Source organism: Stieleria sedimenti (genome assembly GCF_025060895.1).
GTDB classification, from domain to species: Bacteria; Planctomycetota; Planctomycetia; order Pirellulales; family Pirellulaceae; genus Stieleria; species Stieleria sedimenti.
On the sequence record NZ_JANZKV010000050.1, the window covers coordinates 8,906 to 32,543 of the forward strand.

The 23,638-nt window shown below is 60.1% G+C and carries 12 protein-coding genes; 4 read left to right on the forward strand and 8 right to left on the reverse strand.

The window, feature by feature from the left end; genetic code table 11:
• Positions 1-56: 56 nt before the first annotated feature.
• Complete coding sequence (locus NZK35_RS08100; RefSeq protein WP_259632029.1) at positions 57-10,076, reverse strand: choice-of-anchor I family protein; 10,020 nt, start codon at positions 10,074-10,076, stop codon at positions 57-59.
• Between the two features lie 672 nt (positions 10,077-10,748).
• Between NZK35_RS08100 and NZK35_RS08105 the strand changes: the two genes are divergently transcribed.
• The 3 genes from NZK35_RS08105 to NZK35_RS08115 are packed head-to-tail and all read left to right on the forward strand — an operon-like array spanning position 10,749 to position 12,896.
• Positions 10,749-11,756 carry a DUF1559 family PulG-like putative transporter gene (locus tag NZK35_RS08105; RefSeq protein WP_407699776.1) on the forward strand — a complete coding sequence of 336 codons (1,008 nt, stop codon included), beginning with the start codon at positions 10,749-10,751 and terminating at the stop codon, positions 11,754-11,756.
• A gap of 31 nt (positions 11,757-11,787) precedes the next feature.
• Positions 11,788-11,970, forward strand: a complete 183-nt coding sequence (locus tag NZK35_RS08110; RefSeq protein ID WP_259632031.1) for a hypothetical protein — start codon at positions 11,788-11,790, stop codon at positions 11,968-11,970.
• Between the two features lie 53 nt (positions 11,971-12,023).
• Complete coding sequence (locus tag NZK35_RS08115; RefSeq protein WP_259632032.1) at positions 12,024-12,896, forward strand: serine protease; 873 nt, start codon at positions 12,024-12,026, stop codon at positions 12,894-12,896.
• A 540-nt stretch (positions 12,897-13,436) separates the two neighbouring features.
• Here the strand turns inward: NZK35_RS08115 and NZK35_RS08120 are convergent.
• The 6 genes from NZK35_RS08120 to NZK35_RS08145 all read right to left on the reverse strand — a co-directional run bounded on the left by NZK35_RS08120 (position 13,437) and on the right by NZK35_RS08145 (position 21,474).
• A complete protein-coding gene (locus NZK35_RS08120; RefSeq protein WP_259632033.1) occupies positions 13,437-14,399 on the reverse strand; it encodes an acetyl-CoA carboxylase carboxyltransferase subunit alpha in 963 nt (320 codons plus the stop codon).
• 6 nt (positions 14,400-14,405) lie between these two features.
• Positions 14,406-15,356, reverse strand: a complete 951-nt coding sequence (locus NZK35_RS08125; RefSeq protein ID WP_259632034.1) for a serine/threonine protein kinase — start codon at positions 15,354-15,356, stop codon at positions 14,406-14,408.
• 372 nt (positions 15,357-15,728) lie between these two features.
• Positions 15,729-16,928, reverse strand: a complete 1,200-nt coding sequence (locus tag NZK35_RS08130; RefSeq protein WP_259632035.1) for a glycosyltransferase family 4 protein — start codon at positions 16,926-16,928, stop codon at positions 15,729-15,731.
• Between the two features lie 72 nt (positions 16,929-17,000).
• Entirely contained in the window at positions 17,001-17,822 is an 822-nt protein-coding gene (locus NZK35_RS08135) for a FliA/WhiG family RNA polymerase sigma factor (protein WP_095739298.1), read from the reverse strand.
• A gap of 315 nt (positions 17,823-18,137) precedes the next feature.
• Positions 18,138-19,313, reverse strand: a complete 1,176-nt coding sequence (gene flhF, locus NZK35_RS08140) for a flagellar biosynthesis protein FlhF (protein WP_259632036.1) — start codon at positions 19,311-19,313, stop codon at positions 18,138-18,140.
• Between the two features lie 40 nt (positions 19,314-19,353).
• Complete coding sequence (locus tag NZK35_RS08145; protein WP_323379621.1) at positions 19,354-21,474, reverse strand: flagellar biosynthesis protein FlhA; 2,121 nt, start codon at positions 21,472-21,474, stop codon at positions 19,354-19,356.
• A gap of 264 nt (positions 21,475-21,738) precedes the next feature.
• On the opposite strand from NZK35_RS08145, the gene NZK35_RS08150 reads away from it, so the two are divergent.
• Positions 21,739-22,275: a hypothetical protein gene (locus NZK35_RS08150; protein ID WP_259632037.1), complete on the forward strand. Its 537-nt coding sequence runs from the start codon at positions 21,739-21,741 to the stop codon at positions 22,273-22,275.
• Positions 22,276-22,338: 63 nt separating this feature from the next.
• Here the strand turns inward: NZK35_RS08150 and NZK35_RS08155 are convergent, their stop codons facing one another.
• Positions 22,339-23,514 (reverse strand): FG-GAP repeat domain-containing protein, encoded by a 1,176-nt coding sequence (locus tag NZK35_RS08155; RefSeq protein ID WP_259632038.1) that lies wholly within the window; start codon positions 23,512-23,514, stop codon positions 22,339-22,341.
• Between the last annotated feature and the right edge of the window lie 124 nt (positions 23,515-23,638).

Genomic DNA, 23,638 nt, shown 5'->3' on the forward strand with positions numbered 1-23,638 from the left:
AACGTAAGTTCGCACCCCGTGGGGCGCGAACGTCAAAGGGCTGCCGGGATTTGGACCTACTGACGTGGCGAACCGAAGATGGTCGGGATCAGGTCGTTCAGGTCGATGCCGTTGATCGATCCATCGCCGTTGGTGTCCAGGTCGAATCGGTATTCGTTGGGATTGAACAGCGAGGGAATGATCGAGTTCAAATCGATCCCGTTGCGGAACCCGTCACCATTGGCGTCACCGAGCAGACGAAAGAAATCGTCATTGGGTGTTCCCGACGCGTCATGGCCACCGAAGGCATAGTCAACGGCCATCGCGGTTGCTCCGGCGGTCGCTCGGACTTGGGTTCCCGCAATGTCGAGTCGGTAGTTGCCATCGGCGAGCGAATTGCCTTGCAGGCCGGAACCGTTTCGCGTCACCACGCTTGCTCCGGCGGCGAAGGAAAGCACGGCAATCGTTTTCCCTCCGCTGTTGTTTGCGGCGATGTCCAGTCCGGTGACTTGCGTCGACGTATCGACGTTGGTCAACGTGAACGCCGATTGCAGCGCGGCGTGGTCCACTTCGGTATCGAACGTCACGGTCACGGACGTGATCTGCGATCGCGACGCTGATCCATCGTTGATCACGACCGACTCGACTTGGGGCGTCGCCGGCGTCGAACCGATCGCGTACACACGCAAGGTGTTGCTGACTTCGTTGCTGACGACCAACAACGGCGAACCGCTCGGGCTGTCGCTGGACGAAATGAACGTCAGTCCTTCGGGGCTGACGTCTGCGGTGTCATGAAGCACTTGTGACAGCGTGACGTTGGTCGGGTCGGTGACGTCGAACACCATGATGGCGTTGGCGCGTTCGAGTCCGACAAACGCGTAAGTGCGTCCGTCGATCTGTCCGATCGTGACACCTTCGGGTTCGGTCCCCTTGTTGTCGCTTCGTCCATCGGGGTACAGCCCGAGCAGGCCGGTGGCTCGTGCGAGCACGTCGCCGCTGTCGAACACCATGTCACCCGCTTCGTTCCAGATCGAGAACGATCGGGCACCGAAGGAATACAGTGCGTCGAAGTCACCGTCGCCATCGGGATCACCGACGATTCCGCTCAGTTCCAACTCTCCCGCCGACGCTGCGGATTGCAGTGCCGCGGCGTTGGGGAACATTGTCGGGTCCAACGTGACGCTTTGGACGTCCGTTTCTTCGGCGTCGCGTGCATCGCCTTCGTTGGCGGTGACATAGTAGGTCACGCCATCCACTTGGTAGCTGGCGATCGCATCGGGTTGGAACAAGCCTCGAACCGGGAAGCTCCCCAGCGTCAGCGCGTCGGGGGAATTGTTGGTCGGATCGATTTGAGCATTCGCCGCGTTGTGGTCCTTGTAACCCAAGGGAAGAATTCGGGTGATGGTCGCAGTCGCGAGATCGACGTCGGCAAACGCATTGTTTTCCTGAAGCGTCACCCGTGCGGTGGTTCCATCGGCCGAGACCGCGATGTACTCCGGTTCGACGTCTTGGGAGACGCTCTTGCCGGGGCTCAATTTGACACCCGCATCTCGCAGTGCTTGTTCGCTCCCGTCAAAGGCGGCGAAGCCAGCGGTTTGAACCGTCGCGGTTGCCACACCGCCGGAAAGGTCGATGATGCTGACCGAGCCGACGGGATCCGCCGCGGGGCTTGGGTTGGAATTCAGGAACGCAAGTTGTCCGCCTTCGACCAGATCGTTGTCATTGATCCGCGAATCCGTGTTGACGTCGGTTTGGTCCTCGATGCCGTGTGCTTGGATATCGAACAGGAACAGCGATCCGGGGATTTCGCCGAACAGCGTGGAAACATCCAGGATGCCGGAGGTTTCCCATTGCCCTGTGACGCCGGCGTCGGTGTCAAACGGCGTGCCGCTTGTCGACGGATCCAGCACGATGCTGCGATCGATCGAAGCGACGCGAACGGTCTCGCCGGTTGCCGGATCCAGTCGCACAATGCCGGCTTCGCTCGGGTTGGTGGCACCGGCGCCGAACAGCGGTTCACCGAGCAGGGTTGCGTTTTCCGCCTTGTCTTCCTGGATGTAGATGAAGCCATCATCGGCCCAGTCCAGGTTGTCGGGGCTACGCAGGGCTCGGGTCAGATCGGCATCGCCGTCATAGATGATGTCGATCGTTGCGGTGGGGGCGGCGAGGTTGGTGAAATCGGTCGTGATCGTGTAGATCGTTCCGAAGGTGTCGACACCGCCGACGTAGTTGTCCACGCCGGTCGATGCCAGCACAACTTGGTTGCCCATCGCGGGGTTGGTGGCCACGTCTTCGGGGCGTGAGAATCCGAACGCACCGACCGCTTCAGCTCTCAGCCACAGCGTGCGTTGTGTCGGATAGCCGTACTCGTCGAATCCGCTGCTGCCGTCTTCGGACGGAGTGTTCGGATTTCCGCCGGTCATGATGCCGCTTTCGAGCTCCACCCAGGCACCGCCCAAGCTGGTCGGGGTTCCGCCTAGGGCGTTGAAGTCGGTGGGGTCGACGGTTCCGTTGTCGGCGACCCAGACGAACAGCGATCCGTCACGCAGTCCGTTGCGTGCCAGGAAGTCACCGCCGGCATCCTTCTGACCGACGTACAAGTAAATCGGTGCCGCTTCCCTGCCCTCGTCGTTGAGCGGATCCGCATCAAACGGTGAGGTGTCATCGGAAAGCAGGAACGCGACGTGGGTCGTGGTGCCCGTGTCGACTTCGGTGATGTTTTCCCAAGCACCCCGCCCCATCGCCGGGACGTGCCAGATTTCACCGGTCGCGACATCGAGTGCCCATTCGGCTCCACCGACCGAATTGAATCCGCCGCCGTCTTCTTCACCGGCGAAGAAGATTCGATCTTCGGTCCCCTGCCCTGCCCCGAATTGATGCGGCTCGATCAAAACGGCCGAACAGAAGCGGCTGAATCCGGTGAAGTTGTTGGCCAGGAACGAGTTGTCCGTCGCGACGGCTCCGGTGGCATCGTAAATCGTGTCATAGGCTAGTCCGCCGTCGACGATTTGACGCGTGGCTTTGTCGATATCGAAGTACGAAATGCGTGCGCCTTCGAGCGTCAACGACCCGCCGGCGCCGTCGGTGACGGTGTAGTCGTATCCACGAGTGCTGAGCAATTCATGGGTGGCAAAGACACGCACGGTCGAACCGTCGAGTTCATAAGCGCCGAGTCCATCCAGCACGCCCGGCGGGACATAGTCGCCCGCAGTCGTGGCATTCAGCGCGCCCGTCGTTGCCGACAGTGTTTCGCCGACGGTAAAGATCGGTTCGACTTGGAAACCGCCCTGCCCCGTTGCCATCGCGGGGACGGCGGCCGAAGACGCTTCGCCTTCGTTGGCGACCAACAGTCGGCTGCCGTCGGGCGTAAACGTCAGTTGGTCCGGCAAGGCCCCGACGGTCACGCTGCCCAAGAACGCGGAGTCGGCCGCGTTGTAGAAGAACACGTTTCCGGGAGCTTGGGGATCGGATCCTGGGACGGCCACCGCGACGACGCCAGCCTGGTTAACTGCAACGCTGGTGATCGCATTGTCGCTCGCACCCTCCGCGGTCGGCTGGATCGTTGACAACAAGACCGGGTTGGCAGGGTTGGACAGATTGATGACCTGCAAGCCGGCATCGGAAGTCACGAACAGGCGGTCGCTGCCGGGATCGAAGGCGGAGATCTCGGCACCTGAAAGGCCGCTGGAGATGCCACCGATCGCCGTGAAGGATGTCGACCCGTCTGGCGTCGCCGACAGCGCCGGGAATCCGACCCCGTTGCCCTGGATGGCGAACTGATACACGCCTTCGTCCGCATCGTCACTGGTGATCACCACGGTGGCATCGTGCAGTCCCAGCTTGGACGGATCGAAGACCAGATCGAAGGAGAACGATCCGCCGGGGATGACGGTCGCGACCGGTTGGTTCGTAAAGGAGAACGCACCGGCTTCGGCTCCGATGACTTCGGCAGCCGAGATATTCAGCGCCGCGGCGCCGGTGTTTTCGATGGTGAAGGTCTTGGTGACCGTTCCGCCGGCTACGTCGGCGCTACCGAAGTCCGTTCCGGCCAAGGGCGAGACGTTGGTCGTTCCGGCAGCGACCGCTTGGCCGTTGTCACCGGTGATGTTGATTTCCGGATCGATCGCGGCTGTGAAAACAATTTCCAGTCGCGGCCGTTCGATTTCATTGGCCGCTTCGGAGCTCTGCACGCCCCAACCGTCGGTGCCGCCTTCCCATGGCTCGAACAGCCAGCCGAAGTTGGTCAGGTCACCATTGACCCACGCCTGGACGTCGCTGGTCACGTCCCAATCGTGGAACCCACCCTGAACGTTCGGGTTGAGGCTCGCGTTTCCGGCGAACGCGGTGTATTCACTGGCCGCTTCAACGCCATCGATGTTCACTCCGTCGACCAAGCTGTTGAACGTGTCCGTGTCGTCCCAGGATGTCAGCATCGGAAAGAATCGTGCACCGTCACCTTGAGCGTTGCTGGTCGATGACGCCGTGCGAAGCCGCGCGGTGATGATTCGCGAACCGGCGGGGACTTGTCCGGCAAGGTCGCCGATGATGTCGTCGAATCGGATCAGCGCCCGACTGGTGGGTGAATCGATAAACAGAGTCTCCGCCGACGACAGATCGTCATCAGCGGTGGCGCTGTCGATTTCGGTATCCACGGTGGACGAATAACCGTTCACGCCTTCGCGGAAGCTGACGACATTCGCACCGGCGGGAACCCATTCGATTTCCAGTTTAGGTCGGGCCGTCGGCGTTTCGTCTTCGGCGCTGCTGAAGAACCATCCGTCGGTCAAGTTTTGCCAACCTTGCATCAACCAGCCGTGATTGGTCTCGCCGTCGGCCCACGCTTGGAGGTCCGGTAGCACGCTGAAGCTCAGCAAACCCGTGCCCGTGCTGCCGGCTCCGCTGGCGGTTCCGATTTGAGATTCAAACGCGCCGGCGGCTTCCCCCGTGCCCGGCTGAATGCCGTTGCCGAATGCATTCCAGGTCGCGGTTGCATCGTCCCAGTCAATCGACATGCGGTGCAGGTTCGCGCCATCGCCCGGCGCGTTGGACGTGTTGGGGTTCGTTTCAACGACCAGGTTCGCTGACGTGATGACCGAACCGAGGGGGATTTGACCCGGTCCGTCGCCGAACAGGTTGTCGTAACGCAGCAGAACTTGCGAGGCGTTCCCGCCGGAGTCGAAATCGACCAACAGGTCGGATCCCGGCGCGATCACCGAATCGGGATCGGCTTCGCGGATCTGGGCGTCGGAAGTGCCTTGGTAAGTGCCATAGCCAAGGTTGACGCCTTGTTGCAGTTCCCGTCGATAGACCAAACCGAGTTCCAATTGTTTGGTGACCGAGTCGCTGGCCCGGCCGTTTCCATCGACAAAAGAGAATGTCGTGGTGCGCGACCCGCCGGTGAGGACGGGATCTGAATTGACATAGGTCACCGACTGCAGGATGCGATCGACGGCAAGCTCGGTTGCCGCGGCGTTGAAGGTCACCGTCAACGGGGTCGTTCCGGAGCCGCCGGTGAAGCTGGCGACCACGACGCCATCAAAGCTGATGTCCGATCCCGAAACACCGACCTGCCCTGCCCCGTTGCCTTCGTCGCGAATGGACAACGTGTCCGACGCGATTTGGCCGCTGGTGAGCTCAACCGTCGCAGCCGCGCCGTCGAAGAAGGGTACGCCGACGGGAGCAACGTTGAACTGTCCGTCGATGCTGATCGCTTCGTCGCCCACGCCGTAGTAGGTGGCGCCGGACGAGGCCTGCAGGACCGGTGCGGTGCCGAATCCGTCGATGTTCACGGTGACGGTTGCCGTCGCGGTTCCACCAAAGCCATCGGTCATGGTGTAGGTGAACGTGTCGGTCGCCGTTTCGCCCTCATAGAGCGAATCCAGGACCGTGCCCGGATCGTAGCGGATCGTTCCGTCCGCGTTGGCCGTCAGCGTCGCGCCCAAGCTGGACGTCGGATCGACGCTATCGATGGACAGCAGCCCAGGAACAGGTCGCGCGGCGGGTTGACCGATCGAATCGAACGGGATGAATGTGAACGTGAACCGTTCGTCCTGACGACCGAGTCCCGGCATGTCTTGCGATCGGATCAGGAAGCTGCCCGCACCGTCGTCCTGGTAGCTCAGGAAGTTGTCTTCGATTTCGCCGTTGTCTTGGTTGGTCAGTATCAGCATCCCGGTGTCCGGAGACTGTCCGGGGATCGTCACTTTCCACTCATGCCCGCCGTCGGTGACGTCCAATCGTTCGACGCTGAACTCGCCGACTGCCAGGCTGACGGCATTCGGTCCGGAATTGAAAGGGTCGATCGCTCCGGCGACCAGGTTTTGCGCGTTGCGTGGAACGAAGACGAACGAGAATCCGCCGTCTTCACCATTGCCGAAATCTTGTTGATTGTCGCGAACGGCGACTTCATAAACGGACGAACCAGGAACGGCCCTCGCCTGGGCAACGTTGTCGGCGTTTTCATTGCCGATGACGAATAGGAATCCGTCGAGTGCCGCGTCGGTCACGCCGGGAATCGAAACTTCGTAGCGACCGACATCGGTTCGAACCACTTCGGCGTCGGTCAATCCGCTGCCGTGGGTCAAGGTCCCGCCGCCACTGACGTGCCCGCCGACCCAATTGTCGGCAAACGGGAAGAACGCGACCGAGACGTCGGCGTCGGCTGCGGCATCGGTTCCAAATTGTTGCAAGGCGAGCGAAGTGCCGCTGCCGTTGTCAAAGGCTTGGACCAAGCGATAGTTGGTGTTGGCTCCGTCGAAGTTCTCGCGGATCGTCGCCAGCACGACGCCGTCGGCTTGGTTGATCGCATTTCCGTTCTGCAGGATTTCGACCGTCCCGGTTGAAAAATCGCCGAGCGTCAAATTCACCGGTGCGGTACCGGTTTGAGAGACCGACCAGACACTCGCTGCATCGACCGACAGGTTGGCCGACGGGATCCCGGTCGGCGTCCCCAGCAGCGACTCGACGTCGGGGTCGACGTCGTTTCCCAGCACGGTGATCAGGGCACCTTGGGCGTTCAGTTCGTTCAAGTTGACCACGTCATCGTTGGCCGTCGGGGCTTGATTTTCACCTTGCACGGTCACTGAAACGGTTGCGGTCGAAGTCCCGCCACGGCCGTCACGGATCGTGTAGGTGAAAGTATCGGTTGTCGATTCACCGTTGCCCAAATCGGCGATCGGTGCGCCCGCTCCCGATGGATCGTAGGTAAACGTTCCATCGGCCTCGAGCGTGACGGAGGCTCCCAGTGCACTGAGGCTGTCGAACCCGTCGATGCTGAAATCCAACCCGTCGATCTTTTCCAGTGGGCTGTCGTAGGGCAGGAAGATGAACTGGAACTCGGGGAAGTTACCGGTCGGCGTGAACGTCTGGGACTGCAGTATGTCCAGGCGGAAGTCGTTTCCTTGAGGCGTTGCCATCACGGCTTGGTTGGCCGGGATCAGCGTCGATGACCCGTTGACGTCGGCAAAATCAAACGACGTCGCGATCGCGATCAACGCGCCATCGGCCGGCGTGTAACCGTTGATGGACACCAATGGCGCGAGATCGGTGTCCGAGCCGAGCGTGACGTTTCCGTAACTTTGCCGCAAGGTGTATTGACCTTCTTCGGCGGCGGCGCGTCCACCGATCAGTCCGCTGGTCGATCCGGGGAGGTAAACGAAGCTGATCGGGTCGCTTTCGAATCCGGTCGCATCCGAATCGCTGTCTATTTGGCGGACCAGCCATTTGTTGTTGAAGCCTTGCGGATAGACCGAGACGATGTTGTCGTCATTGCTACCGCTGACGGCGAACAGCAAGCCGTCGTCGGTGAAGCTGGCTTCGGGGATGGTGATTTCGAACAGTCCCGGTTGAAGCAGCGTCACGTTGGCCTGCGAGATGCCGACGCCCCCGAGAACGGTTCCGTCGGCGGCGATGTGTCCGGAGGTCCATTGATCGCCGAAGGGAAAGAACGCGGCGCTCAGCGCGGTGTTCCGTTCGCCGCCGCCGATGCCTCGATCGGTGGCGAATCCGTAGCTGCCGAAAGCGGCATAGGTATTGACCGTCGGGAACGGACTGGTGTTGTCACGTCCGGTGCCCAAGAACACGCCGTCGGCCAGCGACAGGTCGAAGCCGCCACGGCCGACCGCGACGTCACCCAAATTTCCGGCGCTTTGAATCGTCAGGTCGTTGGGTGCCGCGGTGGTGTTGATGACGGAAAATACCGAATCTTCATTGGTGGTCGCTGCCGGATCACCGTAAATTTCGGCAGCGGAGACGGAAAACTCGGTCGTGTCGGGATGGAAGTCGTTGCCGAGCACGTCGATCCTGGCGGGGGTGAGTTTGTCCGTCACCGTGCCATCGTCATCGACCGCCTGCACGTCGTCGTCTTGGGGGATGACCGAAATGCCGAGCGTGACCGATGCGATTTCGCCGCTGGTGTCGGTCGCCGATAGTGAAATTTGGACGTAGCCGAATTGATTCAACGCCGGTGTGATCGACACGTCCGTGCCGACGATTTCACCGCTGACCAGCCCGCTGACTCCGGTGTCGATGCCGTACGTCAACACGTCGTTTGTATCCACGTCGGAGAAGATCGCGGTCAGGTCGAGAACGGTCGCCGCGTCGTCTTCATTGAGGATCAAGTCCGCGGGCGTGGAAATGACCTCCGGGGCGTCGTTGATGCCGACCCAATGGACCGTGACCGTGGCTTCGGCGCTTTCGGTGGTCCCGTCGGTCGCACGATAGACGAAGGTGTCGCTATCGGTTTCACCGGCGCCGAGTGCACGGATCGCGCCCGAGGTGGCGTAGTTGACCGTTCCGTCAGCGTTCAGCGTCAGTGGCAGTCCCTTGGCGGACAAGCCATTGTTGTTCTCACCGAGTGAGGAGACCGTCAGGTCGGTGGTCGGGCTGAGCGTGTTCTCGAAGGGGACGAAGAAGAAGACGAAGTCCGAGTTCAGCGGCGTTTCCGTGTTGCCGTTCCAGGCAAACTGGCGAATGATGATGTCGCCGCTGCCGTCACCGGCATCGTCATAGCTGAAATACGTGTTTCGCGGCTGACTGACAGAGAGGTCATGATTTTCGATGATCAGGGCGCCCGAGGTGACGTCGTGCCCTGGAATGCTGACCCGGTAGAATCCGTCGGACGGACGCGAGACGCTGAAGTCGCCGAAGGACTGCAGCATCGGGCTGACGCCGCCCTCGAAGCCGCCGTCGACGACACCGCCGATCAGACCTTGAGCACTCCTGGGAATATAAAGCACACTGATCGGATCGGTGTCGGTTGACGCGATTTCCTGGCTATTGTCGCGAACCTGAATTGCCCATTGGTTTCCCCCAATCGGCCGAGCCCGGGAGTAGTTATCGGAGTTGTCGCCGGCGATCGAGAAAAGGAAGCCGTCCTCGAACGAATCGGTCACTCCGGCGACTTCGACCACATAGTTTCTGCCGTCTCCGCTCGCACTGATGTCCGTGCTACCGAAAACCCTTACGCCACCTTCATCGATCGTTGCCCCGGCCCATCCCGCATCGTAGGGGAAGAAAGTATTCGAGATCGGAACGGAGCTTTCCCCATTGTTCTCCGGGGCGGCGGCCATTGCGATCCAGGTGCTCGCGGCGTCGACCACATACTGGAGAACGCCCAAGTTGGTTTGTGTGCTGTCAACCGGTTGGTTGTCGCGAAGCACCGGCAAACTGATTCCTTCATCCGCCGTCAGGGGTGCCAGTTCCGTATCGTTGGACGGGTCTGCATCATTGTCGCGATGCAGGTCCAGGTCACCTCGATTGCCGGTGATCGAAGTCACTGCGCCCGGAATCAACGAGCGTTGGGGAACACCCGGCTGGCCGGGACGATCAGGGATGAACCAATCCGTGGCGTTGACGGCCGCGTCATAGGTTGCACGATCGAAGTCGACCTGAAACGCCGAGACCGATTGCACTTCGCTTCCGGATGTGTCGTTGGTGAGCACGTTGATCGCGCTGTCGGCTGCCAACGTCAACGAGTCGTTGACGACATTCGCCGCAAGCAGTTGACGGGCTTCAAGGGATTCCAGTTTCAGGTGTTTTTGGGTGGGGCGACGACGCTTTGATCGTGAACTTGAATCCTTCGTACGATGCTTGTTCATGCTTGATTTCACGGTGAATGTTTCTGTTGTGAATGGTTCGATGGGGAGCGACGCGGCAACGTGTTCGTCGTGGTGCGTCTCATTGATCGGTCTGGGCCGATGCGGCGGAGAATAGCGATCGCAAAAACTTGAGCAATGCGATGTTGTCGTTATTCACACAGTTCACACAGTTACTCGTTAGAACATTCACGAGAGCTTCATGCAGCGGTCTGCAGCTCGGTTTGATGTTCAATCCATGTTGCAAACATGGGGGTCTGATCCCGTTTGCTGTTCTCTCAAGCGTCGTGCACTTGATGAGTCGTCACGTGTGTCCGCAGGTGGGCGTTCCTGCCCCTGAATGCGGTGTCGCGATTGTTAGAAACTGGTGATGGCTTTTGCGTGGTTTAGATGAATTAGCCACAAGACTTCTAAACTCGACTTTTGTATCGAGATCAGCTCGCTACGGTATCGCCGGGAGCACGAAAGCTCTTTCGATGAACCTTCTTCACTTCATCATGTTCATGACGACGCTTCGTCGGAATAAGTGAACCACGTTGCCATCAACGGCACGAGTATCGGTTTGCCCTTGAAACAATTTTGAATCACCACAGTTATCACTTACAGGAGACAACAATGTGGTCAGGTAGTTGCATTCGATTGAATAAAACAACGCGAGCGCGCGGTTCGAATCGCATGGTGTCCGGCGGTTTTACGTTGGTTGAGTTGCTGGTCGTGATCGCGATCATCGGGATCTTGGTCGGACTGCTGTTGCCGGCGGTGCAAGCCGCCCGCGAAGCGGCTCGCAGAATGCAGTGCAGCAACAACATGAAGCAAATTGCACTCGCGACTCTGAACTACGAAAGTACCTACAAGCAATTGCCGCCCGGGCCTTGGGATGGAGACCCCGGCACCAGCAACCCGTCCGGCCGAACGTCCGACGCGTGCTGCCGTGCGGCGAATCGCGCGGGATGGTCGGCGCAGTGGAGGATTCTGCCTTTCCTGGAACAGGCCGCCGTCTACGACTTGGCGACCAATGATCCGCCGTGGTGGCCGAATCGTCCGAATAATTCACGTGAAGACGACGTCGCTCAAGTGCTGATCCCCGTCTATTACTGTCCGACTCGGCGGTCGCCGACGGGATATGGCAGTGCGAAATTTGGTCGCGTGGATTACGCCGGAAACGGCGGCTTCTACCACGGTCGACCCGATTCGGCCGTCAACTTCATTCCCGAAGCTCCACTCGGCGCTCCCGCTGTTTCGACCCGCAGTCGCTCCAACGGAGGTCTGATCAAGAAGCGTGCCGGTGCCATCATCTGGGCCAAAGACGGTGACAAACGCCGCCTGGCTGATATCCGTGATGGCCTGACGCACAGCATCGTGTTTGCCGAAAAGTCACTGCCGTATACCGAGCATGGACTTGATGGTGGTGATAACGAACGCTGGAACAACGCGGGCTGGGATACCGATACGATCCGTTGGCACTTCCCGCCCAAGTCGGACAACGATGCGTATGCTCCCGATCGCGATGCCGGTGGGTCGACCAACTGGAACCGCTACTTCGGCGCAGCACACGTCGGTGTCCACGCCGCCCTCTGCGACGGGTCGGTGCAGTTCTATAACTTCAACATCGACGCAACGATTTGGAAGAATCTGTGTGTCGTTGACGATGGCGAGTCGCATGAAGAAAACCAAGTCAACTAATACTTCTCAACCCTCTGATAGGATTGAACCCATGTTCTTTCACGCTCCTTTTCGAGCACGACGTTACAGTCTTGCATTGATCTTGATCACCGCGTGCTTGGTGATGCCGATGATCGGCTGCGGCGGCTCCGCCGCGCCCGAGATCGACACCGACGTTGCAGCGGAAATTCAGGCGGAAGATGAAGCCGTCATCGACGCCGAAAGTGAACTCTAACTTGTTTCGTGTTTCGTTTTGCTACTCGGAATTGCATCTTGAAGATCATGGAAATGTTGTGCCCGACAGTTCGGCTGTCGGGTGCCGGTCTGTTGCTCGCTCTTGGCCTGGTCGGTTGCTCATCGGAGTCCGATTCCGGTGACTCGGCCAAGCAGCTTGCCAACTCTCCCGCCGTTGCCGATCCCTACCTCGGACCGGCGGTTCGCGATTTCCAGATCTGGCGTCCCTACGTGGCGGTCAACGATTATCAAATCGATCCAGACAGGATTCATGCGACTGCGTTTGCGGTCCATTTGGTGCCCGGTGATGATCCGGTCATGATCATGCCGCTGCATCCGGCGCTTCAACAACCCGATCCCGTCGTCAACCGCGACGCGGCCGAAGCCGCCCGCAGTGGCGTCACGAAGATCATGGTCAGCGAAGCGTTCGGTGCCGCCGATGCGATGCGACAGCTGAGGCAGATCATCGAGTTCGAAGACGCCGACGAATCGGATGGCGACCGATGGACGCGTGATCTGGTCGCCGTCTCAGCGGGCGCATTGGCTCGGGGGCTTCGACCACTGCAATTCGCAACCGCGACGCCCCATGTCGGCGACACCGTTTGGATGGCGACGGCGGTGTATGCGGGAGCCTCGCCGAGCCGCGTGGCTCATCAAGCGACCGTGACCCAGGTCGACGGCGATGGCCGGATCGAGTACCGGTTTGCCAATTCGCGGCTCTCTCTGCAGGCGACTGCCGGCGCCCCGCTGCTGGACGACGCGGGGCATGTCGTCGGCGTCCATCTGGGAGAGCCGGTCGAAGACGGCGGCGCAGGCGACGAGCCGCAGTCTGGTGTCTTCGGATTTGGAGTTTCGGCGGCCGAGGTTTTGCGGGCTTGGGGAGGTGGGCCGGCGACTGGCGGGCAGGGCGAAACCGGCGCGGAATAAACGTCGTGTTGCCCGTCGGCCGGAACGAACCGGATGGTCGTTAAACGACGGTACCCTCCCCTCGCTGCGCTCGTGCAGTTTTTGAGTCGTTGAAAATCAAGGGGGCTGGTCACTCTCCGCCCGGGTATGGGTGTCGACACCTCTTTTGCGTGTCAGATCTGGTCGGAGTGGATGGCGTCGGCCAACGGCCGTTTACAGCCATAGCCTCGGGTGATGCCCTGCGGATTACCCACATCTTTTCATCCCGGATGGGATGGCAGAAAGTAGCCGGCGGTCGAGCGCAGCGAACACCGCCGGAACGGGAAAAATAGTACAAAACGACCCTGAAGGGGTCGCAGCGTCGGATTGCTGTGACCCCATCCGGGGTCAATCTACAAACGGTTGTAAGGATCCCGGTGGTGCGCTAAGGCGACCACCGGCTACTTGCTGCAACCCCTTTCGGGGTAAAACCTGCTCCACTGTCGACACCAATGCCTGCCAGGGAGGGAGATTTCTTCGGAGGGGCGTTCGGACTCCGTGCGTCGATTCCGCGACGGGCAATCAGGAGGCCTCTTCGAGGAAGACTCCGATGCGTCGGAATTTTTCGTAACGCGAGTCGAGCAACTGATCGACCGACTGGGTTTCGAGCTCGCCGAGTGTTTTGGAGAGGTACGTTTTGAGTCGGGTGGCCATTTGGTGATGATCCCGATGGGCTCCACCGAGTGGTTCGTCGAGCACATCATCAACGACGCCGAGGCGTTTGAGGTGATCGCTGGTGAAGCGGAGTGCGGCGGCGGCTTTGGGTGCGTGTTCGTGGCTTTTCCAGAGGATGCCGGCGCAACCTTCGGGGCTGATCACGCTGTAATAGGCGTGTTGCATGACGGCAATCCGGTCGCCGACACCGATCCCCAACGCCCCTCCCGATCCGCCTTCGCCGATCACGATGCAGATGATCGGCGTTTTCAGCTGGCTCATTTTGAACATGCTTTCGGCGATCACTTGCGCCTGGCCCCGTTCTTCGGCACCGACGCCGGGATAGGCGCCGGGTGTATCGATGAAGCAGATCAGGGGCAGTTTGTATTTTTCGGCCAATCGCATTTTGACCATCGCCTTGCGATAGCCTTCGGGATGGGCACAACCGAAGTGGCAGGCGGCGCGTTCTTTGAAGGTACGTCCTTTTTGGTGGCCGAGCACCATGACTTTGAAGCGATCCAATTTGGCGAAGCCGGCCAGCATCGCCCGGTCATCGCCGAAGTGTTTGTCGCCGTGGAGTTCCACGAAATCGTCGAACGCCAGGTTCAGGTAGTCCTTGGTGTAGGGGCGGTTCTTGTGTCGGGCGACTTGAACGGTTTGCCACGGATCGAGCGAGGAATAGACGTCGCGCAATTGTTTGGCAAGGTCCGTCCGCAACGACCGCAATTCGGCTTCGGCGGCTTCACTGCGTTCGGTCTGTCGTTGGAGGGCGCTGATGCGGGTTTCAAGTTCAGCGATTTCGATTTCGAAATCGAGTCCGGGTCCGGCCATCGATTGTCAATCCTCTTCTTCGTCGTTTAGGTCTGCAGCCGATGGTTTGCGAAGCATGTCATCGGCGCCACGGATGCCGGGCATGCTGTCGAAGACGCTAATCTCCGGTTTGCGCGGGCGTTTATTCCAGAGTTGAATCGACCGGATCTCCTTCAAGAAGTCCCACATCGAACCCGGCCGGGCGGATGCCGATTTGGCCATCATGCGTTTGATCAGATCGGCAAATTCTTTCGTGACGTTGTTGTTGTAGGCGATCGCACTGGGGATCGAGGCGGTCAGGTGTTTGTTGAGCAAATCGTTCGGGGTGTCGCCGGTAAAGGGGGGCTTGCCGGTGGCCATTTCAAACAGGACGCAGCCGAAGGAATAGATATCGGTCCGTTCGTCACAGACCTTGCGGCGGATCTGCTCGGGCGCCATGTAGCTGCGGGTTCCCTTGGCTAGGGTTTTGCGATGGAAGATCTTACTCAGCCCGGTCTTCTTCTTTTCGGTGATCGTGAAGTCAATCAGTTTGGTTTCACCTTCGCGGCTGACCAGGAAATTGTCGGGTTTCAGGTCCAGGTGGATCCAGTTGCGGGTGTGCATGTAATAGATGCCCTCGCCGGCCTGTTCGATGATCTTGTCGAGCATGAAGGCGAGCGAGTCGGGGCCGCGTCGAAGCGCCTGTTTGATGTTCAGTTCGCTGAACAGTTCCAGGACCAGGAACGGCCGATCGTTGGCGATCGAATAATCCAGGATTTTGATGATCCGGGGGCTGTTTTGCAGGTCCTTGCCGACGTTGAATTCGTGCTTGAGCAGATTGACTTCGTTCTTGTCCTTGGCCATCTGCCCTTTCAGGATCTTCAACGCGAAGCGTTCCTGGTCATGTTCGTGGATCGCTTCCCAGACCTCGGCGGTCGAGCCGGAGCGGATCAGACGAGTCAATCGGTACGGGCCGTAGAAATCTCGGGTCTTGGTCATTAGTAACCGATGGACGAAATGGCAGCGTGTCGGAGTTCTAGCCGGCCCCGCGACCATCTCGTCGGGGGGGCTGTCAGAGCCGGCAGAGTTTACCAGACCCTGCCCGTTGGCATCATAGTTGACGCCAAGGCAATCGCGAAAGCCGGGGAATCGGCCGCCGCTGGCCCGCGAGCGACCGATTCAGGTCACGCGGTGACGCAAACCACCGGATGGCTCACGCCCAATGCCACCTATTTTGACGCCAAACGCGGTGTTTCTTGTTAGCGGTAGGGCGCGAGCCCTCCGGTCTTTCCCGGTGTTTTTCAAACGCGACCGGACGGCTCGCGCCGTGCCGCTAACACCGTTAGAGCCAAAGTGTCACCGGGAGGCGATTCAGGGTGATCGGCGTTCCAAAATGCGTTGATAGATGGCGCGAACCTGCTGCGTCATCGTCTCGTGGCGGAACTGCTCGGTGAAACGCCTCTGCCCTGCCCCGCCCAAGCTTTGCCGCAGTTGGTCGTTTTCGACCAGGCGGATCAGTGAATCCGCCAATTTGGTGGTGTCCCGCGGCGGAACCAGGAAACCGGTTTCGCCGCTGATCACGACCTCACGCGCGCCATCGACGTCGAAGCTGACCGCCGGTTTTCCGGCGATCAACGCCTGGGGCAGCGCCCGGGCCAGGCCTTCGCGCAGCGAGGTGTGCACGAGCACGTCCATCGCACCGATCAGCGGGGGGACGTCGGTGGGGGAAACCAGTCCGGTGAACACGAAGTGGTTGGTCAGGCCGAGCGATTCGATCCGCCGGGTCAGGGGTTCGCGTAAGATGCCATCACCGACCAGCAGGAACAGGGTCTGGGGGCACCGGGCAATCACATCGACCGCGGCGGTGATCAGGTCGTCGTGGCCTTTGAGGTGAAACAATCTCGCGAGTTTGCCGATCACGATGCGATCGGGCGCGATGTCGTATTTTTCGCGGACCGATTGTCGATGCTCGTTGGCGCGGAGGAACGGGTCGACGTCCATCCCGCTGTAGATGGTCGTGAATTTTTCTCGCGGTGCGACGCCGGCTTGGACCATTAAATCGGTCATCGCGTCGGCCACGGAGATCAGGTGGTGGCAGCGCGATGCGGCGAAGCGTTCGCAACGTCGGAAGAATTCGCGCGCCACTCGGGGCTGGAAATCGTGAAAGGGCGCACCGTGAACGGTATGGATCACGGCCGGCACGCCGAGCGACCAGGCGGCGTTTCGTCCCAGCAACCCGCCCTTGGCGCTGTGCGTGTGCACGACGTCGGGGCGAAAGGATTGAATTGTTTTTCGGATCGCCCGCGAAGCGGCCCAATCGCGTTGCGGATGGATGTTGCGACGGAACATCGGCAGCAGTTCGATTTGCAACTCCCCTGCCCTGCCCCGCAATCGACTTCGGTCGCCGAAGAAACCGGCGCGGTGAAGCAAGTCGCCTTCGGGCCCCAGCGACGGCCCGGTGATCAGCATCACTTCATCGTCATGATGCTCGATCAAGTCCAGGCAATTCAGCAGCGTGTTTTCCTGGGCGCCGCCGATGATCATGCGAGTGATGATGTGGGCGACGCGCACGCGGTGGACTCAATTACAAAACGGAGGACACGCCGTCGAAGTCACGTGGACTTCGGACGGACTGGAGGACCGTCACGCCGTGCCGAACTCGACCCGTCGCATGCCCAGTTGGGTTTGCAAGCGGTTGACGATGGACGTGTGCATCTGGCTGACCCGCGACTCGGACAAATCCAGTGTCGCACCGATCTCTTTCATCGTCAATTCTTCGTAGTAATAAAGAATGATGATCAAGCGTTCGTTGCGATTGAGTCCCTTGGTGACCAAACGCATCAGATCGTTCTTCTGAACACGTCGTGTCGGGTCTTCGCCTTTCTTGTCTTCCAGGATGTCGATTTCGCGAACGTCCTTGTAGCTGTCGGTCTCGTACCACTTTTTGTTCAGTGAGACAACGCCGACGGCATTGGCGTCCGATTCCATCTTCTCGACTTCGGCGATCGAAAGCTCCATGTGTTCGGACAATTCCTGCACCGTCGCGGGACGCCCGTACCTGGTTTCCAATTGCTTCTTGGCGACGGCCAGCTTGCTGGCTTTGCTGCGGACCAACCGGGGAACCCAATCCATGGTGCGTAGTTCGTCCAGCATGGCGCCTCGGATTCGGGGCACGCAATAGGTTTCGAACTTGACGCCGCGGTCCATGTCATAGGCATCGATCGCGTCCATCAGGCCGAAGATTCCGGCGCTGATCAGGTCGTCGAGTTCGACGCCATCGGGCAGACGCTGCCAAATGCGTTCACCATTGTATCGAACCAAGGGCATGTAACGCTCGACGAGGCGATTGCGTAGAGGTTCGTATTCGTCCGCATCCTTCTCGGTCTGTTTGAATCGTTTCCAAACCTCTAGGATTTCATCGTCTGTTGAAACTGCGGCTGGCATCCAATCCTCCGTGATCTTCAATTCGACTGCCGACGACATCATGTCGCCGAGGTCATGTTTGGGGTTCGCTTTCGCTTTCGCTGTTGCCGACGATCCGTGTCACATTGCTGCGAACAATAACCGTCAGCGCCACTCAGGGTCGAATCTCTGCACGGGCACGTCCAATGGGCCAGACGATCCTTGTCCAGCTTTCTTGTTCGTGTGTGCCGGGGTCAACCCAGTCGCCGAAGGTGGTCTCTCAAAAAAAATCTCAAGTCGTCTTTTGAGTTTCCAGCCCTCGGCTTCTTCTCTATCGGTTGTTTCTCATGGTGAGTTGAGTTTTCTTGTTCGTTTCTTTTAGGCGGCTTCGAATTGCCGCACGCCGGCGGACGCAGGGATCAATCGCTCGGTCAGCCGCTGGGCGGTTGCGACGGCGATGTCATCGGGGACATGTTGTCCGTTGGTCACGTAGCTGATCGGCAGCCCAAGGCGGTCGCGTGACGACGTCAGCGCCGAGAGCACGCCCGCGGTGTAAGGGGTTTCGTCGAGTTTCGAGAGGATCGCCGCAGTCGGTCTAGCGGCGGCGAATCCGTCCAGGGCGGATTGCACCACCGCGGCGGTGCTGGTCGCGCTGATGACCAGGTGGGTTTCGTCCGGTTGGGCGGTGCGTAGCAGTTCGGCCAAGCCGGCGATGCTCATGTCACCCTTGGGACTCCGTCCAGCGGTGTCGATCAAGATCAAATCGACATCGCCCAGTTGGTCAATCGCACCACGCATCTGGTCGGTCGATTCGACCACGCTCATCGGCAAGTCCATGATTTGCGCGTAGGCTTGGAGCTGCTGGACGGCGGCGATTCGGAACGTATCGATCGTCAATAGACCGACACGTCGTTTGGATTGAATTCGGAACCCGGCGGCAAGCTTTGCCACCGTCGTGGTTTTTCCGACGCCGGTCGGACCGATCAACGCCACGATTCGGCGTTCGCCGGGATTGAGTTGAATCGCACCGCTGAGACGGATCTCTCGGGCGACGCTGCGTTGCAGCTGTTCCAGCCAGGACGGGTCCACCGGGTCGCCCAGGTTGGCCACAAAACCACTGGTCGAACGGATCCAGCGGTCGGCCACGGCTTCGGAAACGCCCAGCGAGATCAGACCGGTGCGGTAGTCCGCCGTGGGATCGGAGTATCGTGAATGATTCAGGTGAGTCCCGCCGGTCGGTCGGGTCGGGCTCATCGGCATTCGGCCGACGACCGATAGTGTTCGTCGCGCGTCGATCGGGACCGTACTGGGAGTCTGTTGATGGACCGACAAGCGTCCCAGCGAGCGGTGCGTGTCTTCGGCCGTCATGCCGGCCGCGTCGCGTTGCTGGTCGCCGCTGCTGGCGGTCACTTCGACGTAACTGCGGCCCAACCAACCCATCCATCCGTCACGGCACTGTCGCGTTCGCAGAACGGATGCATTCGGTCCGAGCTGTTCCCGGATCTCCTCCAGGGCAGCTTGCAAATTCGCGGCTCGGAAAATTTTGACTTGCATCAAGTGGGCTGTAAAAAGGCGTGTCGGAGGATCGTCAGGACTAAGCGGCGGCAGTGGAGGTGGGACGGCCGACCGTCGAGTGAATTTCCAGCTGAGTGTCGGTGGTGATTTCGTTGGTGGACAGAACGTGGGTCCAGATTCCCGCTTCTTCGGTCACCTGTTTCACGCGGCGGCGAAGATGCGGGCCGACCAACAGGACCGGCGGGTAACCTTCGCTGGATAGGTTCTTAACGGCTTGACGAATCGCGTCGCAAGTGACGTCTTGTGTTTTGTTGTGGCGGATTCCGAATTGAGGCGTCGCGTCCGAACCGGCTTGACGATCGGTCCAGTGATCCCCCTGCCCCGTCGGCGCATTGAACGGTTGCAGCTGTGCCGCGGTGGACGATTCGAGCGTGACGACCCGCAGCGTGCGTTGTTCGTCGCGGAGTTGGGAGCACAATGTTCTTGCCAGCCGTCGGCGGACGCTTTCGATTTGCTCCGACGCCTCGTTGGACTGCGCCGTGGCGTCACCGAGAGCTTCCAGGATGATGCCCAGTTGCCGAATCGGGATCGCTTCACGCAACAGTCCCTGCAAAACTTTTTGAACGTCATTGATCGACAGTCGATTCGGGACCAAATCGTCCACCAACGCCGGAGCCACCTGCCGCAATTCATCCAGCAGGTGTTTCGTGGCGTCGTGCGAGAGCAGTTCGTCGGCGTGGGCGCGGGCGACTTGTTCCAAGTGATCGGCTAGGACGCCCGGTGCCGTCCGCGTCTTGTATCCGTAGATCATCGCTTGTTCGCGGCTCGCCGGATCGATCCAGATCGACGTCGTGCCGCCGAATTCGTGGACCGATTCGCCATCTGGTTTTCCGGTCGTTCTACCGTCACCGCTGGCGAGCAGCTTGTCGACACGCAACTCGCCGCGGGCGACGAAGTCACCGAACAGGCGGATTTCGTATTCCTGTTGGCCGAGCGTCGCGTCGTCGCGTACCCGCACCTTGGGCAACACGATACCGATTTCCGCGGCCATCTGATTTCGCAAGCTGGCGATGCGTTGCATCAGATCACCGCCGCGAATCGGGTCGGCCAGCGGTAGCAGCCCCAGACCGATCGCCACTTCCAGCGGGTCGACGGTCAAGAAGTCTTCGACGCGCTTTTGCGTCGGCGTGGCCGCTTGGGCCTCGGTTTCACGTTCACGTTCTGCCTGGGCGGCTTGCTGTTTCTCGTTGCGGTCGAGCGTGGTGGCGATCAGCACACATCCGCTGCCCAGCAAAATCAAGGGGATCGGGGGCAGACCCGTGATGACCAGCAACAGCAGAAACCCGCCCGCGATCAGCAGGGCTTTGGAGTTTCCCAACAATTGTGTCACGAAGTTGTCGGACAAATTCGTTCGTCGGGCGCCGCGCGTGACCAGCACGCCCGCCGACAGCGAAATCAACAGCGATGGGATCTGGCTGACCAACCCGTCGCCGATGGTGAGTTTGGTGAACACGGAGGCGGTTTCGGCCACTTCCTTGCCGGAGACGACGACGCCCAGGTACAGACCGCCGATGATGTTGATCGCGGTGATCACCAGCCCGGCGACCGCATCGCCGCGGACAAATTTTCCGGCACCGTCCATCGCGGCGTAAAAGTCGGCTTCGGCGATCAGGTCGTCACGCTTGCCCGCCGCCGTGGCCGCGTCGATGTTTCCCGCATTCAAGTCGGCATCGATCGCCGATTGGCGTCCCGGCATGCCGTCGAGCGCAAATCGCGCGGCGACTTCGCTGATCCGTGTCGCCCCCTTGGTGATCACCACAAACTGGACCACCACCAAGATCAAAAACAGCACCAGACCGACTTCGATCTGATTGCCGGCGACGAATTGACCGAAGGTGCGAATCACGCCCCCCGCGGCGTCTTCGCCGGCCGTGGGCGCGTCGGACAAGATCAGCCGAGTCGTCGCAATGTTCAGCACCAAACGGGACAGCGTCGTCGCCAGCAGTAGCGTCGGAAATACGCTGAATTCCAGCGGCGTGGCGACGTGGATGGTCGTCAACAGAATCACCACCGCCAACGCGAGGTTGCCGGCCAACAAAAAATCCATGATCACCGTCGGCAACGGCATCAGAATCACGACCAAACAGGCCATCACTCCGATCGGCAGCAACCAAGGGCGGAATCGTTGGATCGGGGACACTGCAGGACCTGTTCACGCAGGGGAGGCAATCGAAACGTTTGACGGCCGACAGTAGTGAATCGACAACGACGGGGTCTAGGCGATTCTGGAAGGGAAAGCGTGAAACAGGGTGTGAAACAGGGTGCGGGGGATGGCAGAAAAATGGAAGACAGGAAAATGATTTGGGTACTGGGTACTGAGTACTCATTTTTCTGACCTTCATTTTTCTGCCATCCCCATTTCACGTTATGATTCCCCTGCACTGCCCTTCCCCTCATCCGATCCATGAGCGAACCGAACCCTTATTCTCCGCCCCAGCAACCGGCCGACGCGGCGGAGCCGGTTGCGAATCGGCGGTCGCGGAACAGCAGTTTGATGGTCGCCTGGCCGGTCGCGTTGGGCGTGAACCTGATCATACCCATGCTGTTTGGTGCTGAAATTTTGGGGAAAAGCGGCTGGAGCGGCCTGGTCATCGCCGTCACGATGTTCTTGTTGGTCGGTTGGTGGCTCTGTGCCACTCGGCCCAGGGTGGCCAAGCGATTGGTCACCGGCGCAAGCATCGTCGCGCTCAGCCAGTTCGTGCCGCTGCTTCAGATCGTAGCGGGACTGGTGGCATTGGGTGTTGCTGAGGCGATGGGGCAAGCGTCCGGAGCAGATTTCGATCAGAATCCGTTTCAGATCAAGACCGAACTCGGTGGCTGGATCGTGACGGTGGTCACCGGTTGTATCATGGCGGCCGCCTCGATGACGATCGGCACACTGATCTTCTTGATACCGGGCATTGAAAAAAAGGAACCGCCGCAGCCGGTCACTGAATCATGAGCCTTCGGTATTTTGCTGCGCAGGCTTTTTCTGCCCACTCCCCTGCCCTGCTCCGCTGAGAGTTCAATTCGCCGGGTTTTCGTACCAGATGATGCCCAGGTTTCGGCGTTCTTCACAGGTCATCACGTCCAGATCTCCGTCGCCATCGAGATCGATCAATTCCATCCGATCGAATTTCACTCGCGTCGTCGGATCGATCGCGGACCAGTTTCCCGAAACGTCACGAATCCAGATTCCGGGCCGGTCGGGATCGGAACTGGCATGCGTGTTGGCCGTCAGCACGAGTTGACCATCGGGTAAGCTTTCGATCGCTTTGCCCAACTCGATCCCCGGCGGGTTGGGCAACTTCGTCACCGTCCAGGCCGCGCCGCTCCGCTGCCAATCCAGCACCATCCTCTCTCGCGTGCTGATTAAACAACGCTCGGCGGTGGCGGTCAGAAACATCACCTCCATGTCCTTGCCGGCGATTTCATGTTCGGTCCAAGGTTGCTGGGGATTGGCCGGTTGTTCCAGCCAGGCCGCCACGCGGCGGTTGCCCTTACGGTCGCTGAACACGATGTCCTGGTCCCCATCGCGATCCATGTCGACGGCGCGCAGCGACATGATCCAGCCGGCATCCCGCAGTCGAATCGTGGTCCATGTCGACAGGTCGCGTGGGTGGGTCGCGGGGCCGAGCAACAGCGTGATCGTGGCCTTGGGCCCCTTGGCACCGACGACGAGCGCTGGCCGGGAATCAACCTTGCCCAACGGCAGGGCGAACATCCACATCACCCCGTCGAGTTGTTTGAAGCGCTCGGACGTCCAGTTCCGATCGTGCAACAATTCCGACGCGTTGGAATCCGATGCCGGGGCGTTGTTCCAATGGACCAGTAGTTGGCGCTGCTTGCCCTCGTGGCAACTGACGATGTCCATTCGTCCGTCGCCGTCGAGATCCATCGGGACGGCATCTTCGGGCGATTTCGCTTTCGCGATCGTCGCCATCGGCCATGCTTCTTTTGCCGCACGAGGGCCGGGATTCACGTACAGCCGCACCAGTCCCGATTCTTCCCAGCCCGTGACGACGTCCATCAACCCGTCGCCGTTGAAGTCTGCCAGTCGCACGCCGTCGGCACCACGCTGGGTGTTGTCGATCGTGTGTCGTTTCCAAGGAGGTTGTGCCGATGCGACGCGAAACGCAGTCGTTTGTGAGAGCACGACGATCAGCAGCAGGCTGAACGAGACGGTGATGGTTTGGTGCATGTCTGATTGCTCGCCTAGAATGAAAAAGCGTCGGTGTCGTCAGACGGGAGGAGTGTTGGTATTGGGCTTTAGCCGCCCCCTGTCGCTGCGTCGCAGCGACGGGAAATCGCCTAAAGGCCAATAC